Annotated in this window: 21 protein-coding genes, 1 other RNA gene and 2 pseudogenes; 8 read left to right on the top strand and 16 right to left on the bottom strand. The window is 61.0% G+C overall.

Going from position 1 to position 22,136, the window contains the following annotated elements; translation table 11 throughout:
* The first annotated feature begins 2 nt into the window (after nt 1–2).
* From ccoS to hemN, 3 genes are all read left to right on the top strand, one after another.
* Nucleotides 3–215, top strand: a complete 213-nt coding sequence (ccoS, locus tag AC4PS7_RS10345) for a cbb3-type cytochrome oxidase assembly protein CcoS (RefSeq protein ID WP_010208549.1) — start codon at nt 3–5, stop codon at nt 213–215.
* A complete protein-coding gene (locus tag AC4PS7_RS10340) occupies nt 208–891 on the top strand; it encodes a sulfite exporter TauE/SafE family protein (RefSeq protein ID WP_010208548.1) in 684 nt (227 codons plus the stop codon). The genes ccoS and AC4PS7_RS10340 overlap by 8 nt, the downstream gene beginning before the upstream one ends.
* 103 nt (nt 892–994) lie before the next feature.
* Nucleotides 995–2,377: an oxygen-independent coproporphyrinogen III oxidase gene (hemN, locus tag AC4PS7_RS10335; RefSeq protein ID WP_010208547.1), complete on the top strand. Its 1,383-nt coding sequence runs from the start codon at nt 995–997 to the stop codon at nt 2,375–2,377.
* Between the two features lies 1 nt (nt 2,378).
* Here the strand turns inward: hemN and AC4PS7_RS10330 are convergent, their stop codons facing one another.
* A complete protein-coding gene (locus tag AC4PS7_RS10330) occupies nt 2,379–2,846 on the bottom strand; it encodes a FlxA-like family protein (protein WP_010208545.1) in 468 nt (155 codons plus the stop codon).
* A gap of 152 nt (nt 2,847–2,998) precedes the next feature.
* Here AC4PS7_RS10330 and fnr point away from each other — a divergent pair, with 152 nt between their 5' ends.
* Together fnr and AC4PS7_RS10320 are read left to right on the top strand one after the other, a co-directional pair.
* A complete protein-coding gene (gene fnr, locus AC4PS7_RS10325; protein WP_010208544.1) occupies nt 2,999–3,733 on the top strand; it encodes a fumarate/nitrate reduction transcriptional regulator Fnr in 735 nt (244 codons plus the stop codon).
* Nucleotides 3,734–3,813: 80 nt separating this feature from the next.
* The gene (locus AC4PS7_RS10320; protein ID WP_010208542.1) at nt 3,814–4,362 is read left to right on the top strand and encodes an adenine phosphoribosyltransferase; all 549 of its coding nucleotides are present in this window, start codon (nt 3,814–3,816) and stop codon (nt 4,360–4,362) included.
* Nucleotides 4,363–4,496: 134 nt separating this feature from the next.
* Here the strand turns inward: AC4PS7_RS10320 and AC4PS7_RS10315 are convergent, their stop codons facing one another.
* From AC4PS7_RS10315 to dnaX, 5 genes are all read right to left on the bottom strand, one after another.
* Entirely contained in the window at nt 4,497–5,645 is a 1,149-nt protein-coding gene (locus tag AC4PS7_RS10315) for an acyl-CoA dehydrogenase family protein (RefSeq protein ID WP_021490921.1), read from the bottom strand.
* A 131-nt stretch (nt 5,646–5,776) separates the two neighbouring features.
* On the bottom strand, nt 5,777–6,379 hold the full coding sequence (gene recR, locus AC4PS7_RS10310) for a recombination mediator RecR (protein WP_010208540.1): 603 nt from the start codon (nt 6,377–6,379) through the stop codon (nt 5,777–5,779).
* 58 nt (nt 6,380–6,437) lie between these two features.
* Nucleotides 6,438–7,463: an NADPH-dependent curcumin/dihydrocurcumin reductase gene (gene curA, locus AC4PS7_RS10305; RefSeq protein WP_492179395.1), complete on the bottom strand. Its 1,026-nt coding sequence runs from the start codon at nt 7,461–7,463 to the stop codon at nt 6,438–6,440.
* A gap of 134 nt (nt 7,464–7,597) precedes the next feature.
* Nucleotides 7,598–7,936, bottom strand: a complete 339-nt coding sequence (locus AC4PS7_RS10300; protein ID WP_003175481.1) for a YbaB/EbfC family nucleoid-associated protein — start codon at nt 7,934–7,936, stop codon at nt 7,598–7,600.
* A 43-nt stretch (nt 7,937–7,979) separates the two neighbouring features.
* Nucleotides 7,980–10,028 (bottom strand): DNA polymerase III subunit gamma/tau, encoded by a 2,049-nt coding sequence (gene dnaX, locus AC4PS7_RS10295; RefSeq protein WP_492179394.1) that lies wholly within the window; start codon nt 10,026–10,028, stop codon nt 7,980–7,982.
* 196 nt (nt 10,029–10,224) lie between these two features.
* On the opposite strand from dnaX, the pseudogene AC4PS7_RS10290 reads away from it, so the two are divergent.
* Nucleotides 10,225–10,311: pseudogene (locus AC4PS7_RS10290) on the top strand (amino acid ABC transporter substrate-binding protein); the annotation flags it as partial.
* 54 nt (nt 10,312–10,365) lie between these two features.
* Nucleotides 10,366–10,737, top strand: a complete 372-nt coding sequence (locus AC4PS7_RS10285) for a VOC family protein (RefSeq protein ID WP_021490924.1) — start codon at nt 10,366–10,368, stop codon at nt 10,735–10,737.
* Here AC4PS7_RS10285 and AC4PS7_RS10280 read toward each other — a convergent pair.
* On the bottom strand, nt 10,651–11,610 hold the full coding sequence (locus tag AC4PS7_RS10280; protein ID WP_069673232.1) for a DMT family transporter: 960 nt from the start codon (nt 11,608–11,610) through the stop codon (nt 10,651–10,653). The genes AC4PS7_RS10285 and AC4PS7_RS10280 overlap by 87 nt on opposite strands.
* A gap of 102 nt (nt 11,611–11,712) precedes the next feature.
* Between AC4PS7_RS10280 and AC4PS7_RS10275 the strand changes: the two genes are divergently transcribed.
* The gene (locus AC4PS7_RS10275) at nt 11,713–12,576 is read left to right on the top strand and encodes a LysR family transcriptional regulator (RefSeq protein WP_069673233.1); all 864 of its coding nucleotides are present in this window, start codon (nt 11,713–11,715) and stop codon (nt 12,574–12,576) included.
* Nucleotides 12,577–12,632: 56 nt separating this feature from the next.
* On the opposite strand, the gene AC4PS7_RS10270 is transcribed toward AC4PS7_RS10275, so the two are convergent.
* The 9 genes and pseudogenes from AC4PS7_RS10270 to zipA all read right to left on the bottom strand — a co-directional run bounded on the left by AC4PS7_RS10270 (nt 12,633) and on the right by zipA (nt 21,944).
* The gene (locus AC4PS7_RS10270; protein WP_045791745.1) at nt 12,633–13,223 is read right to left on the bottom strand and encodes a hypothetical protein; all 591 of its coding nucleotides are present in this window, start codon (nt 13,221–13,223) and stop codon (nt 12,633–12,635) included.
* A 1-nt stretch (nt 13,224) separates the two neighbouring features.
* Nucleotides 13,225–14,271 (bottom strand): N-acetylmuramidase family protein, encoded by a 1,047-nt coding sequence (locus AC4PS7_RS10265; protein WP_010208531.1) that lies wholly within the window; start codon nt 14,269–14,271, stop codon nt 13,225–13,227.
* Between the two features lie 157 nt (nt 14,272–14,428).
* Nucleotides 14,429–16,390, bottom strand: coding sequence for a DEAD/DEAH box helicase (locus AC4PS7_RS10260; protein WP_069673234.1), 1,962 nt, complete (start codon nt 16,388–16,390; stop codon nt 14,429–14,431).
* 20 nt (nt 16,391–16,410) lie between these two features.
* Nucleotides 16,411–16,842, bottom strand: coding sequence for a hypothetical protein (locus AC4PS7_RS10255; RefSeq protein WP_069673235.1), 432 nt, complete (start codon nt 16,840–16,842; stop codon nt 16,411–16,413).
* A 127-nt stretch (nt 16,843–16,969) separates the two neighbouring features.
* Nucleotides 16,970–17,066: signal recognition particle sRNA small type (gene ffs / locus AC4PS7_RS10250), an RNA gene on the bottom strand.
* Between the two features lie 134 nt (nt 17,067–17,200).
* Nucleotides 17,201–17,287 (bottom strand): annotated as a pseudogene (locus AC4PS7_RS10245) (outer membrane lipoprotein carrier protein LolA); the annotation flags it as partial.
* An 8-nt stretch (nt 17,288–17,295) separates the two neighbouring features.
* A complete protein-coding gene (locus AC4PS7_RS10240) occupies nt 17,296–18,459 on the bottom strand; it encodes a zinc-binding metallopeptidase family protein (protein ID WP_010208528.1) in 1,164 nt (387 codons plus the stop codon).
* Nucleotides 18,460–18,635: 176 nt separating this feature from the next.
* Nucleotides 18,636–20,993, bottom strand: coding sequence for an NAD-dependent DNA ligase LigA (gene ligA / locus AC4PS7_RS10235; protein ID WP_305469380.1), 2,358 nt, complete (start codon nt 20,991–20,993; stop codon nt 18,636–18,638).
* 87 nt (nt 20,994–21,080) lie between these two features.
* The gene (zipA, locus tag AC4PS7_RS10230; RefSeq protein ID WP_010208526.1) at nt 21,081–21,944 is read right to left on the bottom strand and encodes a cell division protein ZipA; all 864 of its coding nucleotides are present in this window, start codon (nt 21,942–21,944) and stop codon (nt 21,081–21,083) included.
* Nucleotides 21,945–22,136: the final 192 nt, after the last annotated feature.

Here is a 22,136-nt window from a genome sequence, read left to right as displayed (position 1 = left end):
AGATGCCAGCTTTATACGTGATGATTCCGGCGGCGCTGCTGTTAGTGGGCGTGGCCATCTACATCTTCTTCTGGGCGGTGGACAGCGGCCAGTACGACGACCTCGACGGCCCCGCCCATAGCGTGCTGTTCGACGATCAGGACCCGAACCACCTGGCCGGCGTCGAAGAAGCCAACCACCCCGAGCAACCGCCTAAAGACCCGCCCCATGCTTGAACTGGCGCCCCTGCTGGTCTCCGCACTGATCCTCGGCCTGCTGGGCGGCGGCCATTGCCTGGGCATGTGCGGCGGGCTGATGGGTGCGCTGACCCTGGCGATCCCCAAGGAACAGCGCGGTCGCAGGTTTCAACTGCTGCTGGCCTACAATCTGGGGCGCATTTTCAGCTATGCCGCGGCCGGGGTGTTGATCGGCCTGGCGGGTTGGGCAGTCGCCAACAGCCCGGCCGCCCTGTTCATGCGTGTATTGGCCGGGTTGTTGTTGATCTGCATGGGCTTGTACCTGGCCGGCTGGTGGAGTGGCCTCACCCGTATCGAAAGCCTCGGACGCGGCCTGTGGCGCTACATACAGCCCGTCGCCAACCGTTTGCTGCCCGTGTCCAGCGTGCCGCGCGCATTGCTGTTGGGCGCGCTGTGGGGTTGGTTGCCGTGTGGGTTGGTCTACAGCACCCTGCTGTGGGCGGCGAGCCAAGGCAATGCCTGGGACAGCGGGCTGCTGATGCTCGCATTTGGCCTGGGCACCTGGCCGGTCTTGCTGGCGACGGGGTTGGCCGCTGAACGGGTGACGGCGTTATTGCGAAAGCGCAGCGTGCGGATGGCGGGTGGTTTGCTGGTCATGCTTTTCGGTATCTGGACGTTACCCGGTCCACACCAGCACTGGCTAATGGGCCATTAAATCGCCATGTGGCATAGCGCCGCTCCCCGTTGATGCAAGTCAAGATGCCATCCCCGCCACGCCCCTAGACTCGGCCCACTAGCCTATCCGGGGGAACGCCCGCATGCTCGACGCCATTCGTTGGGACGCCAATCTGATTCACCGCTACGACTTGGCGGGACCGCGCTACACGTCCTACCCCACCGCCGTACAATTCGACAGCCAGGTCGGCACCTTCGACCTGCTCCACGCCCTGCGCGACAGCCGCAAGGCCGCGCGGCCGTTGTCGTTGTATGTGCATGTGCCATTCTGCGCGAACATCTGCTACTACTGCGCCTGCAACAAGGTCATCACCAAGGACCGGGGTCGCGCCCAGGCCTACCTGCAACGCCTGGAGCAGGAAATCCAGCTGATGGCCTGCCACCTCGACCCGAAACAGCGGGTTGAGCAACTGCACTTCGGCGGCGGCACCCCGACCTTTCTCAGTCACGACGAACTGCGCCAGGTCATGGGCTGCCTGCGCCAGCACTTCAATCTGCTGGATGACGACTCGGGCGACTACGGCATCGAAATCGACCCTCGCGAAGCCGACTGGGCCACCATGGGCCTGCTGCGTGAGCTGGGTTTCAACCGCGTGAGCATCGGCCTGCAAGACCTCGATCCCGAGGTGCAACGGGCGGTCAATCGCCTGCAAAGCCTGGAAGAAACCCGCGCGGTGATCGATGCGGCGCGCACGCTGCAATTTCGCTCGATCAATATCGACCTGATCTACGGCCTGCCCAAGCAAACGCCGATCAATTTTGCGCGTACCGTGGAAGAAGTCATCAAGCTGCAACCCGACCGGTTGTCGGTGTTCAACTACGCGCACCTGCCGGAGCGTTTCATGCCCCAGCGGCGCATCAACACCGAGGACCTGCCCTCCCCGGCCTCAAAGCTCTTGATGCTGCAAACCACTATCGAGCAACTGACCCAGGCCGGTTACCGTTACATCGGCATGGACCATTTCGCGCTGCCCGACGACGAGCTGGCCATCGCTCAGGAAGAAGGCACCCTGCAACGCAACTTCCAGGGCTACACCACCCACGGGCACTGCGACTTGATCGGGCTCGGGGTGTCGGCGATCAGCCAGATCGGCAACCTGTACTGCCAGAACAGCAGCGACCTCAACGGCTACCAGAACGCATTGGCCGGCGCACAGCTGGCTACCAGCCGTGGGCTGGTGTGCACCACGGATGATCGATTGCGGCGGGAGGTAATTCAGCAGTTGATCTGCAATTTCAGCCTGGCATTCGAAGCGATCGAGCAGGCCTTCAATATTGATTTTCGCGGGTATTTCGACGAACTATGGCCGCAGCTGGAGACGATGGCCGAGGATGGCCTGATCGAACTCGACGCCCAGGGCATTCGCGTACTGCCGGCGGGGCGCTTGTTGGTGCGCTCGGTGTGCATGGTGTTCGATGCCTATCTGGAACACCAGAACAGGCAACGATTTTCACGGGTGATCTGATTTACATCGACAGCGAGGCGGCTTTCATCGAGTCCTCGGCACTCATGCCTTTCATCGCCTTGGCCAACGAAGCCTGAGCTGACATCAGGCCCGCCTGCAGAGAGCTTATCTCGCTCTGCAAAGCACTGGTCTTGGCTCGGGCCTCTTCGGGGGAGAGGTTATTGGCCGCTGCAACGGCCGCCAGCTCGGCCTGTTTTTCGGCAATCTGTTGTTTCAACTGACGGATCATTTTCAGCACCTGCTTGACGTTGTCGTCCAGGCCACTGTCATCGATATCCGCATTGGAACTCTTGGCCGCACCTGCGGCCTTGAATGCATCGGCGGAAATAGTCACGGTCACACCTTCAACCACTTTGGTTTCAGTGGCAGCTTCAATGACCGGTGTTGTTGCCTTGGTCTCGGTAATCGGCTTTGCGTCCGGCACAGTCGGGATACGAATGGCAGGGTTGTAGGCCGCAATAACAGACATGATCCGAGCTCCGACGAATAGGTATGCCTGTTGTATCGGCCCCGATACAAAAAGCTTTATACCGCTGGCGGTTTTTTGTACACGCTGGCCTGATTGGCCCCCAGTGCGTTACCCTTACGTCTTATGTGTGTTTTCCCACAAGGATTTAAGAAATGTCCGAGCCAGTTAAACTGCGCGCTCACGGCCAGGCCCACTGCAAGGATTGCAGCCTGGCCCCCCTCTGCTTGCCACTTTCGTTGAATTTGGAAGACATGGATGCGCTGGACGACATCGTTAAACGTGGCCGCCCGTTGAAGAAAGGCGAGTTTTTGTTTCGCCAGGGCGACAAGTTCGATTCCGTTTATGCAGTACGTTCGGGTGCATTGAAGACGTTCAGCCTGAGCGACAGCGGCGAAGAGCAGATCACCGGCTTCCACCTGCCCAGCGAACTGGTCGGCTTGTCGGGCATGGACACCGAGATTCACCCGGTGTCGGCCCAGGCCCTTGAGACCACATCGGTGTGCGAAATCCCCTTCGAACGCTTGGATGAACTGGCCCTGCAATTGCCGCAACTGCGTCGCCAGTTGATGCGCGTGATGAGCCGCGAGATTCGCGACGACCAGCAAATGATGCTGCTGTTGTCCAAGAAAACTGCCGACGAGCGCATCGCCACCTTCCTGGTCAACCTGTCGGCGCGTTTCCGTGCCCGTGGTTTCTCGGCCAACCAGTTCCGACTGAGCATGTCGCGCAACGAAATCGGCAACTACCTGGGCCTCGCGGTGGAAACCGTGTCCCGTGTGTTTACGCGCTTTCAGCAGAACTCACTGCTGGCCGCCGAAGGCAAGGAAGTGCATATCCTCGACCCGATCCAGCTGTGTGCGCTGGCGGGTGGTTCGCTGGAGGGTTGATCCAGACACTTGCGGCCGCGCCAACCGGCGAGGCCGCAGGTATACTTCGAGTCCGTTTCCAGCCCCAGGACTCTTCGACGATGACCTTCGATTCGTTCGACATCAAATCCCTGATCCGCCCCGTCATCGACTTCCCCAAGCCTGGGGTGATCTTCCGTGACATTACGCCCCTGTTCCAATCGCCGCGCGCGCTGCGCCTGGTCGCGGACAGCTTTGCCCAGCGTTATGTCGAAGCCGATTTCACCCATATCGGCGCGATGGATGCCCGGGGTTTCCTGATCGGTTCGATCATCGCCTACCAGTTGAACAAGCCGCTGATCCTGTTCCGCAAGCAGGGCAAGCTGCCCGCAGACGTTTTGGCCGAGGGTTATCAAACCGAGTACGGCGAAGCGTTCCTGGAAGTGCATGCCGACAGCCTGTGCGAGGGCGATTCAGTGTTGATGTTCGATGACCTGATCGCCACCGGCGGCACCCTGATCGCGGCGGCGAACCTGGTACGACGCATGGGGGCGACGATCTTCGAAGCGGCGGCGATCATTGATCTGCCGGAGCTGGGCGGGTCGCAACGCCTGGAAGACATGGGGATTCCGACGTTTTGTTTGACGCAGTTTGCATTGACTGAACGTTAAGGTTGCCAGGGCCGGCCTCTTCGCGGGCAAGCCCGGCTCCCACATTTGATTGGGTTCACACATTCATATCTGTGAACGCTATCAGATGTGGGAGCCGGGCTTGCCCGCGATGAGGCCCACAAGAACAGCGCAGATCACAACCCCATCTGCTTGCTGATGATTTCATTCATCACCTCGCGGGTGCCACCACCGATGGACAGGATACGGTTGTCGCGATACAGCCGTTCCACCAGGCTACCGCGCATGTAACCCTGGCCCCCGAGGATCTGCACGGCGTCGTAGGTGACGCGGTCGGCGGTGTCGGTGGCGAGGTTCTTGGCCATCGAGATCTCTTTGATCACGCTGATGCCCACGGCCATCTTGGCCGCCTGGCGGTAGGTGAATTCCCGTGAAACCTCTACGGCGGTGGCCATCTCCGCCAGGCGATGCTTGATCACCTGGAATCTGCCGATGGGTTTGCCGAAGGCTTCGCGCTGAGCAGCCCATTTGAGGCTTTCCTCCAACGCCATCTGCGCCGTCATGTTGGCCATCAAGGCCAGGGCCAGGCGCTCGCTCTGGAAGTTGCCCATGATGCAGGCAAAGCCCATGTTCTCGACGCCAATCAAATTGCCTACGGGTACTCGGCAATCATCGAAAAACAATTCAGCCGTATCCGACGCCCACCAGCCCATTTTCTTCAGGGGCTGGCCGACAGTAAAACCGGGGGTGCCTTTTTCGATCAGCAGCAGGCTGATGCCGGCAAAGCCCGGCGCGCCGGTGCGCACGGCCACGGTATAGAAATCGGCGCGGATGCCGCTGGTGATGAACGTCTTGCTGCCGCTGACGCGGTAATGCTCGCCGTCGCGAATGGCACGGGTCCGCAGACTGGCCACATCGGAGCCGCCGCCCGGTTCGGTGATCGCCAGGGCGATGATCTTTTCACCCGACAGCACCTGCGGCACCACACGCTCGCGCACTTCAGGCCGCGCCCATTTGACGACGGGCGGCAAGCCGATATCCAACGACCCCAACCCCGCCACGACGCCACCGGAGCCGCAACGCATCAGTGCTTCGCTGGCTGCCACCTTGGCGAACAGATCGCCCTCGTGGCTGCCGCCCAGCGCTTCGGGGTAACCGATGCCGAGGATTCCCGCCGCGCCGGCCTTGAGGTACAGCTCACGGGGGAAGCTTTCCGCCTCCTCCCACTGCTCGATGCCCGGCAACAGCTCGCGCTCGACGAAGCGAAGCACGCTGTCGCGGACCAATTGGTGGCTGGGGTCGAAGTAGTCCTGATAGGCAGACATCGGCAAGCTCCATGGCGAGATGGAGCGAACTTACCAAGCGCTTGCTTGGTTATCAAGCAAGACAAAACACTGAACACCCTACAAAATACAGTGGGAGCTGGTTTGCTCCCCCATTTGTAGGGCGGTGTTCTTTAGAGTGCGATGGGTTTGCGGCCAGCGAAGGAATGCGCCAGCGTGCCGCCATCCACCAGCTCCAACTCGCCCCCCAGCGGCACGCCATGGGCGATGCGCGAGGTGATCAGGCCTTTATTGGTCAGCAGTTGGGCGATGTAGTGTGCGGTCGCCTCGCCTTCCACCGTCGGATTGGTGGCCAGGATCACTTCGGTAAAAGTGCCCTGTGCTTCGATGCGCGCCACCAGTTGCGGAATGCCGATGGCTTCCGGGCCCAGGCCGTCCAGCGGCGACAGATGGCCCTTGAGCACGAAGTAGCGGCCGCGGTAGCCGGTCTGCTCCACCGCGTACACATCCATCGGCCCTTCCACCACGCACAGCAGCGTGTCGTCGCGGCGCGGGTCGGCGCATTGCGGGCAGAGTTCTTCTTCGGTCAGCGTGCGGCACTGGCGGCAGTGACCCACACCGGTCATGGCCTGGCTCAGGGCCTGGGCCAACCGGGTGCCGCCGCTACGATCACGCTCCAGCAGTTGCAGCGCCATACGCTGGGCGGTTTTCTGGCCGACACCTGGCAAAGTGCGCAGGGCGTCGATCAGTTGGCGAATCAGGGGGCTGAAGCTCATGGGCGAAGGGTCCGACAAAACAACGAGACGCGGTTTATACCCGCGCCCCGGATTAGCGTCAAATGCGCACGACCAACTTGCCGAAGTTGCGTCCTTCCAGTAGACCGATAAAGGCCTCCGGCGCCTGCTCCAGGCCCTCGACCACATCCTCGCGGAACTTGATCTTGCCGTCTCGCACCCACGGCGCCATGGCGCTCAGGAACTCGGGCTGGCGATCGCCGTAGTCATCGAACACGATAAAGCCCTGGATGCGCACGCGCTTGGTCAGCAGCGTTCGCTGCAAGGCTGGCAGGCGATCAGGACCACTGGGGGCTTCATGGGCGTTGTAACCGGCGATCAACCCGCACAGTGGGATGCGCGCCTTGGGATTGAGCAGCGGCACCACGGCATCGAACACCTTGCCTCCGACGTTTTCAAAATAGATATCAACGCCCTTGAAGCACGCCAGGGCCAGGTCATTGGCAAAGGTCGCGCTCTTGTGATCGACGCAGACATCAAAGCCCAACTCATCTACCACGTAGCGGCACTTGTCTGCGCCCCCAGCGATCCCGACCACGCGCAAGCCCTTGAGCTTGGCCACCTGCCCCACCACCGAACCCACCGCGCCAGACGCTGCGGCGACTACCAGGGTTTCCCCGGCCTTGGGCTGGCCGATGTCCATCAAGCCCATGTAGGCGGTCATGCCCGGCATGCCCAGCACACCCAAGGCCATGGACGGGCTGGCCAGTCCCTTGGGCACTGGCATCAGGTTACGGCCATCGGAGATGCAGTGGCTCTGCCACCCCGTGGCACCCACCACCAGATCGCCCACTTCGAATTTCGGATTACGCGATTGTTCGATACGGCTGACAGCCCCACCGGTCATTACTTCGTCGATTTCCACCGGTGCTGCGTAGGACGGCGCGTCACTCATGCGCCCGCGCATGTAGGGGTCCAGGGACAGGTACAACGTTTTCAGCAGGACTTGGCCGTTCGCCAACTCCGGCAGATTCACGCGTTCCAAACGGAAGTTTTCCGGGGTCGGTGCGCCCTGCGGGCGTGAGACCAGGACAATGCGCTGGTTGAGGGTCGGTTCTTGAGGCATGAAAGGGCTCCTTTATCGAATCCATCGGTATAGGGTGCAGACCATGCGTGCTGTGCCAGGGTTCGATCAGATTTGGCACAAACAAAAATGCCAGGCACGAGGCCTGGCATTGTAGTCTAGCTAAAGCGACAGGATCAGAACGGCAGCTTCATGCCCGGAGGCAATTGCATGCCAGCGGTCACGCCGCCCATTTTTTCCTGGCTGTTGGCTTCGATTTTGCGCACGGCGTCGTTGACGGCCGCAGCGAACAAGGCCTCAAGCATTTCCAGATCATCTTCGCCGACGCCTGGCAGCACGCTTGGGTCGATGCTCACACGTTTGATGTCGTGACGACCGGTCATCACCACACTGACCATATCGCCACCGGCTTTACCGGTGACTTCGGCGTTGGCCAGTTCTTCCTGCATCTTGGCCATCTTTTCCTGCATCTGCTGCGCCTGCTTCATCAGGCCGGCCATGCCACCTTTCATCATGGGAATCACCTCAAAGTACGTGGATCAAATTAGTAGCCCGGTATCAGGACGCCTGAGGCACCGGAGCTTCGACAGGTTCAATAGTATCGTGACGGACGACCGCACCGAACTGTTGCATCATTTGCTGGATAAGCGGATCACCATGGATCGAGTCCTCGGCCTCACGCTGACGGTTGATGCGCCGGCGGGTCGCGGCCTGGGCCGGGGTTTCCTGCTCGGGCTTGATCAGCTCGATGGTAATGCTCAGCGTGCGCTCATGGTACTGGTTCAGCGCGTCATTCAAGCGGCGTTGCTGGGTCGCATTGAACAGGGCGCTGTGGGCCGGGTCCAGGTGCAACAACCAGTGATCGCCGTCGATGGAAATCAGGGTGCAGTTGGCGGCGATGCTGCCGGTCATGCCGGAAATCGGCAGTTTCGGAAACAATTCCAGCCATTGCAGGGCCAGGCCGGTCGCCGGTGCGGCAGCGGGTTCCGCCTCGGGCTCGGGGGCCGGCTCGGCGGTGTGTTCGCTGGCCAGGTCGTCCAGGTAGCTGTAGGCCGAATCCATGTCCGGCTCGATGTAGTCTTCGTCCAGCGGCGGCTCGTCGTCGAGGTCGATACCCGGCGTCGCCGCCTCCACCTGGGCCACGGTCGGCTCGGGAACCGGCGCGCTGACCCATTCAGGGGCATCCGGCACCACGCTGTCCGGGGTCGGCGTAGGCATCGGAGTCAACTCGGGCTGCTCGCCGGTGGTATCCAGCACGGGCTCCACGGCGGGCACTTGCTCAGCTTCGACTTCAGCGTCAACCGGATCATTCCAGGGCAGGTCGACGACAGGCTCAGGCTCGACAACCGGTTCCGGCTCGGCCACGGGTGCAGCGACCACAGGCTCTGGCACAGGTGCTACGGGCGCAGGCGCAGCAACCACTGGCACTACCACCGCCGCGCCAGCCACTGGTTTGGCGGAATCAACTGTGGCCTGGCTGATCCCCACTGGCTTTAGCGGCTGTCTCGGCGCATCGGCCGAATCGGCGGGCCGGAACGCCAGCATCCGCAGCAGCACCATTTCAAAGCCACCACGCGGGTCGGGTGCCAGGGGCAGGTCGCGGCGGCCGATCAAACCCATCTGGTAATAGAACTGCACGTCTTCGGCCGGCAACGCCTGGGCCAGGGCCAACACGCGATCGCGGTCGCCATGGCCGTTGTCGACACCCTCAGGCAGGGCCTGGGCGATGGCGACGCGGTGCAGCACATTGAGGATTTCCGAAAGCACACCGTTCCAGTCAGGGCCTTGTTCCGACAGATGGCGCACGGCTTCGAGCAGCGCCTTGGCGTCGCCTTCGATCAGCGCGTGCAGCACGTCGAAAACCTGGCCGTGGTCGAGGGTGCCGAGCATGGCGCGCACGTCGGCGGCCATGACCTTGCCTTCACCAAAGGCGATGGCCTGGTCGGTGAGGCTCATGGCGTCACGCATCGAGCCATCGGCGGCGCGGCCGAGCAGCCACAATGCGTCGTCTTCGAACGGTACGTTCTCGACACCCAGCACGTGGGTCAAATGCTCCACCACGCGCTCGGGGGTCATGTTTTTCAGGGAGAACTGCAGGCACCGCGACAGAATCGTTGCAGGAAGTTTCTGCGGGTCGGTGGTGGCCAGGATGAATTTGACGTAGGGCGGCGGCTCTTCCAGGGTTTTCAACAGAGCATTGAAGGAGTGGCTGGAGAGCATGTGCACTTCGTCGATCAGGTAAACCTTGAAGCGGCCACGGCTCGGCGCGTACTGCACGTTGTCGAGCAGCTCGCGGGTGTCTTCGACTTTGGTGCGGCTCGCGGCGTCGATTTCGATCAGGTCGACAAAACGTCCTTCGTCGATTTCCTTGCACACCGAACAAGTGCCGCAGGGCGTCGACGTGATCCCGGTTTCACAGTTCAGGCATTTGGCGATGATGCGCGCAATGGTGGTCTTGCCCACCCCCCGCGTACCGGTGAACAGGTACGCGTGGTGCAGCCGTTGGCTGTCCAAGGCATTGATCAGAGCCTTGAGCACATGGGTCTGGCCGACCATTTCGCGGAACGAGCGCGGACGCCATTTACGTGCAAGAACCTGATAACTCATCGAAAACCGTCGCAACTGGGAAACAGAAGCCGGTAATGCTAGCGGAGCAAGGGGGAAATTGCATCCGGCACGCTTGCCTATTCTGACTAAGCCCTTCTGACTGGCCCCAAAAAGGCCTGAACCCGGAGAGCTTAGGCGCACACTCCTGGGCGTTTTATGGATGATGGCCACGGGCAGCCTTGCAGCGCCCCCACCGCTGCGCACCTTGTTGCGGATGAAGATGTCGGGCGAGATCGAGCAAATCATCCAGCTCCACACCGGTGAGACTCCTGACAGGAACTGACAGCACCGCCTTATAGACTCGGCCCCTCACAACACGCGCTTCCAAGGAGCCAACATGCACACCGTCGCCCATTACTTTTTGCTGTACGTCGACAGTCCGGCCACCAGCGCCAACTTCTATAGCCGCCTGTTGGACAAGCCGCCCGTGGAACTCAACCCGACCTTCGCCCTGTTCATGCTCGACAATGGCGTGAAGCTGGGATTGTGGTCACGTCATACCGTGCAGCCGGCGGCGCAGCTCACGGGCGGCGGGGGTGAAGTGGGCCTGTCTCTGGCCGACAAGGCCGCTGTGGACGCGTTGCATGACCAGTGGGTAGCGCGCGGCGCGACGATCATCCAGTCACCGACCACCCTGGATTTCGGCTACACCTTCGTCGCCCAGGACCTCGACGGCCACCGGCTGCGCGCGTTTTGCCTGAGCGACTGAGCGCCAGCGCCCTTCCAGGCTGATGGCGGCCACGCTGGCCAACACGATCACACCGCCCTGCACCACTTGCAGGGTGATGTGTTCACCCAACAGCGTCGCCGCCATCATCATGGCCACGGGCGGGATCAGGTACATCGCCACCGAGGCACGGCTGACCTCGACATGTTTCAACACATAACCCCAGGCCAGGTACGCCAAGGCGCTGGGGAAAATCCCAAGCACCAGCACCGCAAGGTTTTCCGGCAACGGCGCTTGCACCACGGCAGACGACAGGCCCGGCAGGTTCACGCAAAGCATCAGGGTGCCGCCCCAGACCATGTAGCACGCCATCGTCAGCGGGCTGTAGCGGTGGGCGTAGTGCTTCTGGATGGCGAAGTACAGGCTCCACGACACCGCCGCCAACAGCAGCAGCAAGCCGCGCGGGTCGATATTCCCCACCCCGTGATCGCCCCAGATCACCACCAGCACACCGAGCAACCCCAGCAGCACACAGCTCCAGCGCCAGAGGCTGACCCGTTCCTTCAAGCAGAAAAACGCAATCAACACACTGAACAGCGGCGCCGATTGCGCGAGCACGCTGGACGCCCCCGCCGTCACGAATTGCTGTCCGTAATTGAGGCTGGTGTGGTGCAGGAATACCCCGAAAAAACTCAACACCAGCAGCCACGGTAGATCCCACAGGCGTGGCCGACCGATGCCCATCACCAGCGCCACACCGGCCATGAACACCGAAGCGATCAAGAACCGCAACAGCGCCAGCTGACCAGGGCCGTAGCTGTGCAGCCCCATGTGTACGCCAATCGGCGAATAGGCCCAACAAAGGATGACGCTGGCGATGACTAGCGTAAGCTTCAGGGGGGACGGGGTGTTCATCGACGGCATCCGAATATTGAGAAGGAATGCTGTCAGTCTTGGCCCGAGCAACGCGTAGGACAATTAACCGTTTCTGACTTCTGAAATCACTGGAACTGAGCAATGGAACTGGCCCAACTGAAAATGGTGCGAGCCGTGGCGCAAACCGGCAGCGTGGCCCAAGCCGCCGTGCAATTGCACTGCGTGCCGTCCAACATCACCACGCGGATCAAGCAGCTGGAGAGCGAGTTGGGCACGCCACTGTTCATCCGTGCCGGGCGCGGGTTGGCGATCAGTGCGGCGGGTGAGATTTTCCTGGAGTACTGCGAGCGTATCCTGGCCCTGGTGGACGAATCCAAACGCGCCGTGGACGCCAATGCCATTCCTCGTGGCACCCTGCGCATCGGCGCAGTGGAGTCCAGCGCCAGTGGCCGCCTGCCGCCGCTGCTGGCGGAGTATCACCGGCGCTACCCGGATGTCAGCCTGGAACTGGTGACCGGTGCCTGGGGCGAGCTGCTCGATGACCTGCAGCACCATCGCCTGGATGTGGCGCTGGTGGCCGCCGGCAACAAACGCGCAAAGCTCGAACACAGCGTGGTCTACAGCGAACGCCTGGTACTGATCGCCAGCGCCTCCAGCGAGCCGATCCGCAGCGCCGAAGACCTGGCCGGGCGCACCCTCCTGGTGTGGCCACCCGGCTGTCCCTATCGGGCGGCGCTGGAAAACTGGGTCAAGCCCCACGCCTTCAAACCGGCCATCGCCAGCTACGCCAGTTGGGGCACGATCATTGGTTGTGTGAGTGCAGGGATTGGTGTGGCGCTGGCACCGGAAGGCATCCTGGCCCGCTATGAGCAGGCCAACCAGCTGGCGTCGTACCGGTTCGAGGAACTGCAGGCGGTGGAAAACCTGCTGTTCTGGCACAAGGACACGCAGCGGCACCTGGCACGGGATGCGTTTGCCGGATTACTGCGCGAAACATTAGGTTAATGAAGATCCAACATGTGGGGACTGCCCCCACACTTAGATTGTTATCGTTGTCGAGATCAGCTCTGGGGGGCCGCTAACCGCGCGTACTGATCCTGGCTGATCCACCCCGTAAACGAGCGATCATCGGCATTGATGAACTCGACCTGGGCCCAGCCATCCTTGAATGCCAGGACACCGACCACGTCGTTCTTGACGATGTACGGGCGTTTAGCAGGCTTGGCATTTGGGTTTTTCAGCAGGTAAGCCTTGTCGGCGGAGACCTTCACCAAGCCAATCCATTTTTTGCTTGCGGTCTGGGTCAGGTCCAGGCCGGTGGCAATCTCCGGCATCAGCACGTTGAGGCAACCGGGATGCTGGCGGCCTTGCGCCACGGTCAGGGTCACGCCGTCGGAGGAAGGCGCCACGCTGCCGGGATAAGCGTCATCGAGCCAAGTGGTCAGCGCGGCGGGCTTGCCTTGCAGGTAGAAACTGCAGCTGCGGGTCACGCCCTCGCCCATTTCTTCCGAGTAGTAACCTTCCACCTGGTGCTCGGGCGTCACCGCGAGCATCAGCCCTTCGTACTTGCCGGAATGCAATGCAGGCGAGCCGGCGAAGACGGGGGCTACGGCGCACAACGACAACACACCCACTGCTAGATAACGCATCATTTTACTTTTTCCCTTCCAGTTTCTCGTAGGCTTTCTGCATAAGGACGTCATAGTTGCCGTAGTCCTCGCCGTTATAGTTACGTGCCATGCTGGTGAAATCTTTGCTTTTCATGGCCTTCATCAACGCCGGGCTCTTGCTGCAAAAACCAAGGAACGCCTTTAGTTGGTTGCCGGCATTCACTTTTAATGCCGCCGAGAATTCAAACACTGTCTTGTAACCACATGAGGCGTAATTGAAGCCCATGATCTGAAACATGCCCCAGGACGCCGACATCAACGCGGCTTCCTGATCCAGCGCAAAGGCAGTGGCCATGGTTTCCCAGGCCTTGGCCTGGTCCTTGTTATTGGTCTGCCACTGCGGCCCGGCCTTTTTCTTGTAGGGGTAGGACAGCAGCGGGTGCGCCTGGTCGTAGATGTGCTTGGTGTACTTGCGAAACAGGTGCCCTTCAAACGCGATCACCGGCAATTTGGCCGGACCGAACCCCGAACGTCCGCCGGACTCCACGGTGGCGAAGGCCTTGATGATGTTCACCGAAATACCGCCACCCAACTGCGTGGCGGCGTTCTGGAAGTCGGTCTCGCTGAGGGTCATCCCCCCGTCACACGTGGCCTGGAGCATCAATTGGCGGTTGCGTTTCTCGGCCTCGATCATCGCGCGCATGCGGTCCAGGTACACATTGACCGTGGCCTGCACCGCATCTGCCTGGTTATTGCCGAACACATTCAGGAAGGTCGGGATACGCATGCTCGGGAACGCCTTCACCGGTACCTTCACCGCTTCTTCGATGAGGCTGTTGAAGGTTTTACCGGTCGGGTCGATCACACCATCGGGGTGCGCATATTTGAGGTGACGGAACTGATACTGGCTGATGCACTGCACCAACTGACCGTCGCACTTACCGTTTTCAGCCAGTGGGAAGCCCAGTTTGGGAATGATCAGATTGAATAAATACTGAATGCACTGCACATCGGCGGGCAAGTTGCGGGCTTTACCGGGCGCGCCTACCGAAGCACTGATAAGACGGGGCAACCCTTGCAGGCTTTTCATCACAGACATCCTTGTTAGTTAAAGAAGTGATGGCACTTCAATATCAACTCCGCACCCTTGTCACACTCTGAAACAAGTGGCTGGCGGAAACTAACAAGGTGGTTTTAGGTTGTCCAGAGCGACCGCCGAAAGTTGTGAAACAGCCGAATTAATTAAATCAGTAACCGTGGAATTCACGGGTTTTCTGATAGGTGTGGAAATCAATCCACTCGACCACATCGTAAGGCAGGTAAAGCTGCATCCGCGCCCGGGAAATGGCGATGTATACCGCACACAGCCGCTGGTCGAACGCGTAGGCGTCCTTGAATTTCACGTTGGTCAGCAGTTCGGGCGTCAGCAGTACACGGTCGAACTCCATGCCGCCCGCCTCCTCCGCCAGCATCAGCAGGCAGCGTTTGCCAGGGACGCCGCTCAGGCGGTTCAAACGCGTGATATCGGCGACGTTGAAGCCTTTTTCCAGCTCGCTCTCGACCCACAGGAACGACTCGTCGTACTGGCTGGCATCGCGCACCTGTTGCCAATCGTCCATGTCACTGAAGTAAGCATGGGCGCCATTGTCGTTGTGCTCGTTGCTGTAGAACTCCGGCTTGAACAGCGCGATCACGCTGATCATGAAGCGCTGGAGATCCTGCTGCGCTGCACTGTCGAAGAAACCGAACGGGCAGTTGGCCTGCTGCAATTGAATCGCCCATTTCATGGTGTCCCAGTGGGACGCGGTCAATACCGCGCAGCCTTCCGGCGGTACGAAGCCCTGAGGGTAATGCTCAATGCCAACGTCGGCATCCCGCGCGCCTTCGAAGGGCGTCTTGCCCTTCTGCGAGTGCACGCTGATCAACGGGTTGACCAGGCGCTCGACGTTGCGGCCCGAGCGCACGGAGTAATTGATGTCGGTGTGCCGGACTTCGCGCTTGCGCCTGACCATCACACCGCTGGCCAGCTGGTACTCATCGCCGAGGGTGATCAGCACCTGGCGGCCGCGTTCGATGATCTGCAACAACGAAGGTGGAATGTCCTGGGCTTCATCGATCAGCACATGGGTGTACCGGGGCGGCACCTCGCAGCCATCGAGGCTCGCGCGCTTGATCAGCAACAGCGCTGCGAAGGCCGTCTGACCGGCCCATTGCGGGTTAGCGTCCAGATACGTCCACAACCGGCTGGAGTACTCCAGCAACGCCTGGGCATCCACGTTGGACAAGGGTTGCTTGAAATGCGGCAAGTGCCGGGCCGACAGGCTGTGATGATTGGAATGGCAATAGCTGTCGAGCACCTTCAGGCAGATATCGAGCGTCGCCGCGCCATCGTGACCGCGCCAGCCATGGATATTGAGGGTCTGCGACACTTCGTGTTTGCCGGGCAACCGGGCCGGTGAGGCCTGCACGGAGGGTCGTTGCCCCTGTAACAGCGCTTTGGCGAAGGCGGCAAAGGTCGAGCCGGTCTTGCTGTCCCTGGCCAAACCCATGCGTTCACGCAGGGTGGCGAGCTTTGCCCCGGTACGCGCCAGTATCAAGGTCTGGGCGGGCCGCAGGCACTCCATCAAGGCGCCCAGCAGGTGGCTCTTACCGATGCCGGCGTAACCTTGGACATGCAGGTCTTCGTTGAGGTTGGCGCGGAAGGTCCGCACCAGCTTGTCCTGGGCCGGGCTGAGCCAGCGCTCGCGGTGCCGGGGCGTGACCATCTGCTGGCTGAACGGATCGTTGCTGCGCAGATGACGGACCTTGTAGCCAATATCCCATTTGCCGGTGGGCAGCAGGTAATCCCGCGCTGCGACTTCTTCAGGCGAGAGCAGGCGCAGATTGACCGTTTTAAGGGCGTTGAAACCGAAGTACAGCTTGCGGGGATCGAACAACCGCTGGGCTTCGGACAACAACGTCGCGGCGCCCTCTGCCCGGTTGTCCACCGCCCAGTCGAGCAGCTTGGCCAAAATGCGCTCGGCGCCAGCGCAGGTCAGGTCTTTTTCCGCCGCCTGGGCCAGGTTCTGGATGACCAGCACGGCAGCCAGCTCAGGGTCTGTCAGGCTCATCAGCGTCTTGGCGCCGTCCGCCCCGAGCAGGCCTGTGCAGGTTTCATCCGTGACGGGCAGGAAGACAGGACTGGATAAATCAAAATGTTCCGGTTGCATAGTGCCTCGCCGCCAGGGAATCAGGCATTGCCCTGACCGCCCAGTTCAAACCGATACTCCCCCAGGGAGCCTGACATACCGCCGCAATGGGGACCCGCGTCAGCCTTAGCGGCCATCGTATTGACCTGCTGCTGGAGTTCGAAGACCGCCATATCCAGCAACCGGCGCAGGTCCTCGGCACTTTGCGCGGCCACATTCAACTGCAGCGTGTAGGCGCCCGTGAGGGGCGGCGGCACGGCCTCGGCGGGCGGTGCGGGCTCGTGGGCCGCGTCCGCAGACCGGATCATTTCCGCCTGGCTGAGGATTTCCGCGTGCTCGTCGTCCATGAGGTCCAGCACCCTCGACAATTCCAGGGTCTGTTCAGGATGCGATTGAATGCGGTCCTTGATCTCCAGGCGCCGCATCTGCCACTCCCGCAGTTTTTCGCGAGTGAGGTCGTCGACTTTTTCCACGTGTGTTGTCTCCGGATGCCAGGCACTGGAGTATGCCGCCATGGACTGCCCGATGGCAGATGGCTTGAAAGCATTTTTTTGAATTGAATTTGAGGAGATGTTGCAAGGAAGAGCGTTATGGAGGCAACCCCACCAGCCACACCCCGGCACACAATGTTCCCGCTGTGGCTGCTGCCTTCCGGCTCTGACCAGGTTCACGGGTAATCGTTGCGGGGGGACCGATGGGGTCACCATAACGACGCCTGCCTCTCGGCAAGCGGGGCCATTGTACCGATCTCATCGGAAGTTACAACCGTTGGCGGCGGATTAAAAATATTCGATGGTTCAAGCACTTGACTGGTGGATTCACATAATTCTCTGTAGGAGCGAGCTTGCTCGCGAAAAACTTGAGAGCGCCTCGATAAACCAGGAACACTGCGTCATCGTTGACGCTCTTCGCGAGCAAGCTCGCGCCTACAAAAGAACGGCTTCGTCGGCCCTGCCGCCTTCTTCCTGAATGACCAAGTGAATAAAGTGCAGTTTGGCAATCACCGCCGGTGGCAGCACGAAGGGATAGAAGTCCGGTTGGCCCATGCTGCGTGACAGTTCATTGAGCATGCCGGCCAGTTCGATCCAGGCGTTGACGAACGACAGGAAGGCCACGCCGCCGGGGTGTTCGGGGTCGTACAGGGTGGTGAGCGGGAATGGCTGGTAATCCAGGTCCATCTCACGGGCGCTCATGCCAAAGCCAAGGGCGGTGTCGACGGCGTCCATCATGTGCAGGTAGTGCGCCCAGGTTTCGGCCCAGTCTTCCCAGGGGTGCATGGTGGCGTAGGCGCTGACGCAGGTTTGCTGCCAGTCTGGGCGTGGGCCGTTTTGGTAATGCTGGTCGAGGGCGTCAGCGTAACTGGCGCGTTCGTCGCCGAACAGGTGGCGAAACGGTTCAAGCCAGTGGGTATTGGCGATCAGGCGATCCCAGTAGTAGTGGCCGACCTCATGGCGAAAGTGCCCGAGCAACGTTCGGTAGGGTTCGCGCATTTGTACGCGGACTTTCTCGCGGTGGGCGTCGTCGGCCTCCTTGATGTCCAGGGTGATCAGGCCGTTGGCGTGGCCGGTCATGGGCGCGTTGCCTTCCAGGTCGATGCCGACGAAGTCGAAGGCCAGGCCCGTGTCTTCGTCGACGCTTTTGGGAACCACTTGTAAACCCAGACTAATGAGCTGTGCTACCAGGCGGCGCTTGGCGGTTTCGACTTTGCGCCAGCGTTCGTGGTTTTGCGCGATCGACAAGTCAGGAATGGTGCGGTTCAGGCTGCACGCCACGCACAGCGGCGCGGTGCTGTGGGCCGGGATCAGCCAGTTGCAAGCGGCCGGTGTATCGAGGTTGGCGCAGCGGCGGAAGGCACCGGCGTCGAGGTTGCCGTCCTGCAGCCAGGTGCCTTCGACGGGGCCGGGTTGCAGGGAGGCGAGACGACTTTGTTGGGCTTGGTAGCCGAGCAGCGCCTGGCAGGCCAGGCATTGACTGTTGCGAAAGAACAGCGATTGGCCGCAACGGCACTGCCACACTTTGCTGTCGCGGGATGTGCCGGCTACGAACGGTGCAGCGATGCGCGAACTGAGTTGCTCGAAGTAGCGGAACATGGCGATCTCTCCCTGGGTGACTGAGACTAGATCATTTCCCGCTACCGATCGTTCAACATGGCTTCTGTGGGAGCGAGCTTGCTCGCGAAGAACGTCAACGATGACGCAGCGTTCCTGGTTTATCGAGACGCTCTCAAGTTTTTCGCGAGCAAGCTCGCTCCTACAGTGGGATCGGTTCAGACCTTGATGTTGTTCCTGGCGAGGAAGGTGACGAAAGCTTCTTCATCCAGCACCTTCAAGCCCAATTCGCTGGCCTTGGCCAGCTTGGAACCGGCGCCCGGCCCAGCCACCACGCAGTGGGTCTTCGCCGACACGGACCCCGCCACCTTGGCGCCCAGGCTTTCGAGCTTCTCCTTGGCCACGTCGCGGCTCATCAACTCCAGCGAACCGGTGAGTACCCAGGTGTGCCCGGCTTCGGGCAAGCCTTCGACCACCTTCTTCTCGCTGTCCCAATGCATACCGAAGTCTTTGAGCTGCTGCTCGATGGCCAGGGCGCGGTGGGCGTTGTCGGCATTATCGAAGAACTCGCGCACGGCCTTGGCCTGTTTCTCCGGCAGGGCCTGGCGCATGTCCAGCCAGTCGGCCTTGATTACGCCTTCGAGGGTGACGAACTTGTCCGCCAGCTTTTGCGCGGCGCCCGGGCCGACGCTCGGGACGTGCAGCTTGTCGAGCAACCCGCCCAAGGTGGTGCTGGCGGCGAATTCGGCACTCAGGTCACCCTGATCCTGCAATTGCAGGCCGCACTCTTCCGGCGACAGCAGCGCGCCGATCACGTCCTGGTTATGGCTGTCTTCAAAGAAACTGTGGATCTCATGCGCCACTTCCAGGCCCACGTCCGGCAAGTACGTCAGCACTTCGGGCAAGGCCTTCTGCACGCGCTCCAGGGAGGCCAGGGAGCGCGCCAGCACCTTGGCGGTCTCCTCGCCTACATCAGGAATGCCCAGCGCATAGATAAAGCGCGCCAGGGTCGGGGATTTGCTGTTTTCGATGGCGGTGATCAGCTTCTTGCTGGAAATGTCGGCAAAGCCTTCCAGGTCGATGATGTGTTCGTACTTGAGTTTGTAGAGGTCGGCCGGCGAGCCGATGAGGTTTTCATCCACCAGTTGTTCGATGGTTTTGTCGCCCAGGCCGTCAATGTCCATGGCGCGGCGTGAGACGAAATGGATAATCGCCTGCTTGAGCTGCGCGCCACAGGCCAGACGCCCGACGCAACGGTACACCGCGCCCTCGCTGACGGTTTCCTTGCCCTTGCTGCGTTTGACCAGTTGCGTACGCTCCACGTGGGAACCACACACCGGGCAGCTCTGCGGGATCGGCACCGCACGGGCGTTTTCCGGACGACGCTCAAGCACCACCGAGACCACCTGCGGGATCACATCCCCGGCGCGGCGGATGATCACGGTATCGCCGATCATCACGCCCAGGCGCGCCACTTCATCCATGTTGTGCAGGGTCGCGTTGGACACGGTGACACCCGCGACCTTGACCGGCTTGAGGCGTGCCACCGGCGTGACGGCGCCAGTACGACCAACCTGGAATTCCACGTCTAGCAGCTCAGTCAGCTCCTCCATGGCCGGGAATTTATGCGCGATGGCCCAGCGCGGTTCACGGGCGCGGAAGCCCAGTTCTCGCTGGGAAGCGATGCTGTTGACCTTGAACACCACGCCGTCGATCTCATATGGCAGGCTGTTACGCCGCTCGCCGATATCGCGGTAGTACTCCAGGCAATCCTGGATGCCCTTTGCCAGCTTCAACTCACGGCTGATGGGCATGCCCCATTTCTGCAACTGTTGCAGGTTGCCGATATGGGTGTCGCTGATATCAGTGGTCACACCGTAGCAGCAGAATTCCAGCGGACGGCTGGCGGTGATCTTCGAATCCAGCTGACGCAAACTACCGGCAGCGGCGTTGCGCGGGTTGGCGAAGGTCTTGCCGCCGACTTCCAGCTGCGAGGCGTTGAGCCGTTCGAAACCGGCCTTGGACATGAACACTTCACCGCGCACTTCCAGGTTCGCCGGCCAACCGCTGCCGTGCAGCTTCAACGGAATATTGCGCACGGTGCGCACGTTGACGCTGATGTCTTCGCCGGTGGTGCCGTCGCCACGGGTGGCGCCGCGAACCAGTTCGCCGTCCTGATACAGCAGGCTGACCGCCAGGCCATCCAGCTTCGGTTCGCAGCTGTACTCCACCGCCGCGCCACCGCCAAACAGATCGCCGGCCGGCAGGTCGAGGCCTTCGGTGACCCGGCGATCGAATTCCAGCATGGTGGTTTCGTCAAAGGCGTTGCCGAGGCTGAGCATGGGGATCTCATGCTTGACCTGGGTGAACGCCGACAACGCCGCACTGCCGACCCGCTGCGTCGGAGAATCGCGCGTGACCAGGTCCGGATGCTCGGCTTCCAGGGCCTTGAGCTCATGGAACAGACGGTCGTACTCGGCGTCCGGAATGCTCGGCTCGTCGAGGACGTGGTAACGGTAGTTGTGCTGATCCAGTTCAGCGCGCAGTTCGAGGATGCGGGTGTGGGCGGCGGTCATGGGTGTTCTCTCATAAAGCAAAAGAGCAGCCGAAGCTGCTCAATATGTTAGTGCACGGATTCTACAGACAACGCTTAAGATCGAACCTCAGCGTTTCTGTGTCAGGGCGCGACGCTCGAACTCGACGATGCGCTGACGGTAATGCTCGATGGTCTGGGCGGTGAGGACGCTGCGTTGGTCGTCCTTGAGTTCGCCGTTCAGTTCCTGGGACAGCTTGCGGGCTGCGGCCACCATCACGTCGAAAGCCTGTTTCGGGTGACGCGGACCTGGCAGGCCGAGGAAGAAGCTCACCGCCGGGGTGCTGAACAGGTCGATATCGTCCAGATCGAAGGTGCCTGGCTTGACCGCGTTGGCCATGGAGAACAGCACTTCGCCGTTACCCGCCATGCTTTCGTGACGGTGGAAAATATCCATCTCGCCGAAGCGCAGGCCGCTTTCCAGAATATTTTGCAACAAAGCCGGGCCCTTGAAGCCGGCGGCGTCGCGGCAGATCACGCTGATCACCAACACTTCTTCGGCGGCAGGCTGGTCGTTCACGGATTGGCGCGGGGCGTTCTTGCCAGCGTTTTCGTCCGGGAAATCATCGTCGCGGCTGCTGAAGCTCGGGCCGTCATCGACGTCCAGGTCCAAATCAGCCTGACGTGACTCTGCCACCACCGGCGCGGCGCGCTTGCCACGTTTGGAAGACGGCTCGCGCGCTTCTCGCACCGGCGCGCTCATGGACGGCAAGTCGTGCTCGTCCAACTGCGGTTCTTTATGGGTATCCAGCACACGGGGCGGCCCCAGCAGCTCGGCGCTGCCGTCGTCGTCAGGCAAGTTGGACAGGTTGCGGTCCAGACGGAATTTGAGCTTGCCCTTGCCACCGCGCATGCGGCGCCAGCCATCAAAAAGAATACCGGCAATGACAATAATGCCGATGACGATCAGCCACTCGCGCAGACCGATTTCCATGTAATCCCGTGCCTCTAATAAAAAATGCTGAAAAATAAGGGGTTTAGCAACGTGCAAACCGCTTTAAAACGTGGCGCCAACTCTATGTTCTGACTGACGTTTTGCCCACGCATACGAAAATTTGACATTAAACTAGCACGACCAAAGATAACTTTACACCGTCTGTCAAAAAGCCTTGAACAAATATGTCCA

Source organism: Pseudomonas sp. DW-iso3 (assembly GCF_058725305.1).
Note: the sequence above shows the minus strand (reverse complement) of the source record. Positions and strands in the feature narration are given on the sequence as shown.

Excerpts from the sequence above, each read along its gene's own strand:
- ccoS (WP_010208549.1), top strand. The coding sequence starts at position 3 with ATGCCAGCTTTATACGTGATGATTCCGGCGGCGCTGCTGTTAGTGGGC.
- AC4PS7_RS10340 (WP_010208548.1), top strand. The coding sequence starts at position 208 with ATGCTTGAACTGGCGCCCCTGCTGGTCTCCGCACTGATCCTCGGCCTG.
- hemN (WP_010208547.1), top strand. The coding sequence starts at position 995 with ATGCTCGACGCCATTCGTTGGGACGCCAATCTGATTCACCGCTACGAC.
- AC4PS7_RS10330 (WP_010208545.1), bottom strand. The coding sequence starts at position 2,846 with ATGTCTGTTATTGCGGCCTACAACCCTGCCATTCGTATCCCGACTGTG.
- fnr (WP_010208544.1), top strand. The coding sequence starts at position 2,999 with ATGTCCGAGCCAGTTAAACTGCGCGCTCACGGCCAGGCCCACTGCAAG.
- AC4PS7_RS10320 (WP_010208542.1), top strand. The coding sequence starts at position 3,814 with ATGACCTTCGATTCGTTCGACATCAAATCCCTGATCCGCCCCGTCATC.
- AC4PS7_RS10315 (WP_021490921.1), bottom strand. The coding sequence starts at position 5,645 with ATGTCTGCCTATCAGGACTACTTCGACCCCAGCCACCAATTGGTCCGC.
- recR (WP_010208540.1), bottom strand. The coding sequence starts at position 6,379 with ATGAGCTTCAGCCCCCTGATTCGCCAACTGATCGACGCCCTGCGCACT.
- curA (WP_492179395.1), bottom strand. The coding sequence starts at position 7,463 with ATGCCTCAAGAACCGACCCTCAACCAGCGCATTGTCCTGGTCTCACGC.
- AC4PS7_RS10300 (WP_003175481.1), bottom strand. The coding sequence starts at position 7,936 with ATGATGAAAGGTGGCATGGCCGGCCTGATGAAGCAGGCGCAGCAGATG.
- dnaX (WP_492179394.1), bottom strand. The coding sequence starts at position 10,028 with ATGAGTTATCAGGTTCTTGCACGTAAATGGCGTCCGCGCTCGTTCCGC.
- AC4PS7_RS10285 (WP_021490924.1), top strand. The coding sequence starts at position 10,366 with ATGCACACCGTCGCCCATTACTTTTTGCTGTACGTCGACAGTCCGGCC.
- AC4PS7_RS10280 (WP_069673232.1), bottom strand. The coding sequence starts at position 11,610 with ATGAACACCCCGTCCCCCCTGAAGCTTACGCTAGTCATCGCCAGCGTC.
- AC4PS7_RS10275 (WP_069673233.1), top strand. The coding sequence starts at position 11,713 with ATGGAACTGGCCCAACTGAAAATGGTGCGAGCCGTGGCGCAAACCGGC.
- AC4PS7_RS10270 (WP_045791745.1), bottom strand. The coding sequence starts at position 13,223 with ATGATGCGTTATCTAGCAGTGGGTGTGTTGTCGTTGTGCGCCGTAGCC.
- AC4PS7_RS10265 (WP_010208531.1), bottom strand. The coding sequence starts at position 14,271 with ATGAAAAGCCTGCAAGGGTTGCCCCGTCTTATCAGTGCTTCGGTAGGC.
- AC4PS7_RS10260 (WP_069673234.1), bottom strand. The coding sequence starts at position 16,390 with ATGCAACCGGAACATTTTGATTTATCCAGTCCTGTCTTCCTGCCCGTC.
- AC4PS7_RS10240 (WP_010208528.1), bottom strand. The coding sequence starts at position 18,459 with ATGTTCCGCTACTTCGAGCAACTCAGTTCGCGCATCGCTGCACCGTTC.
- ligA (WP_305469380.1), bottom strand. The coding sequence starts at position 20,993 with ATGACCGCCGCCCACACCCGCATCCTCGAACTGCGCGCTGAACTGGAT.
- zipA (WP_010208526.1), bottom strand. The coding sequence starts at position 21,944 with ATGGAAATCGGTCTGCGCGAGTGGCTGATCGTCATCGGCATTATTGTC.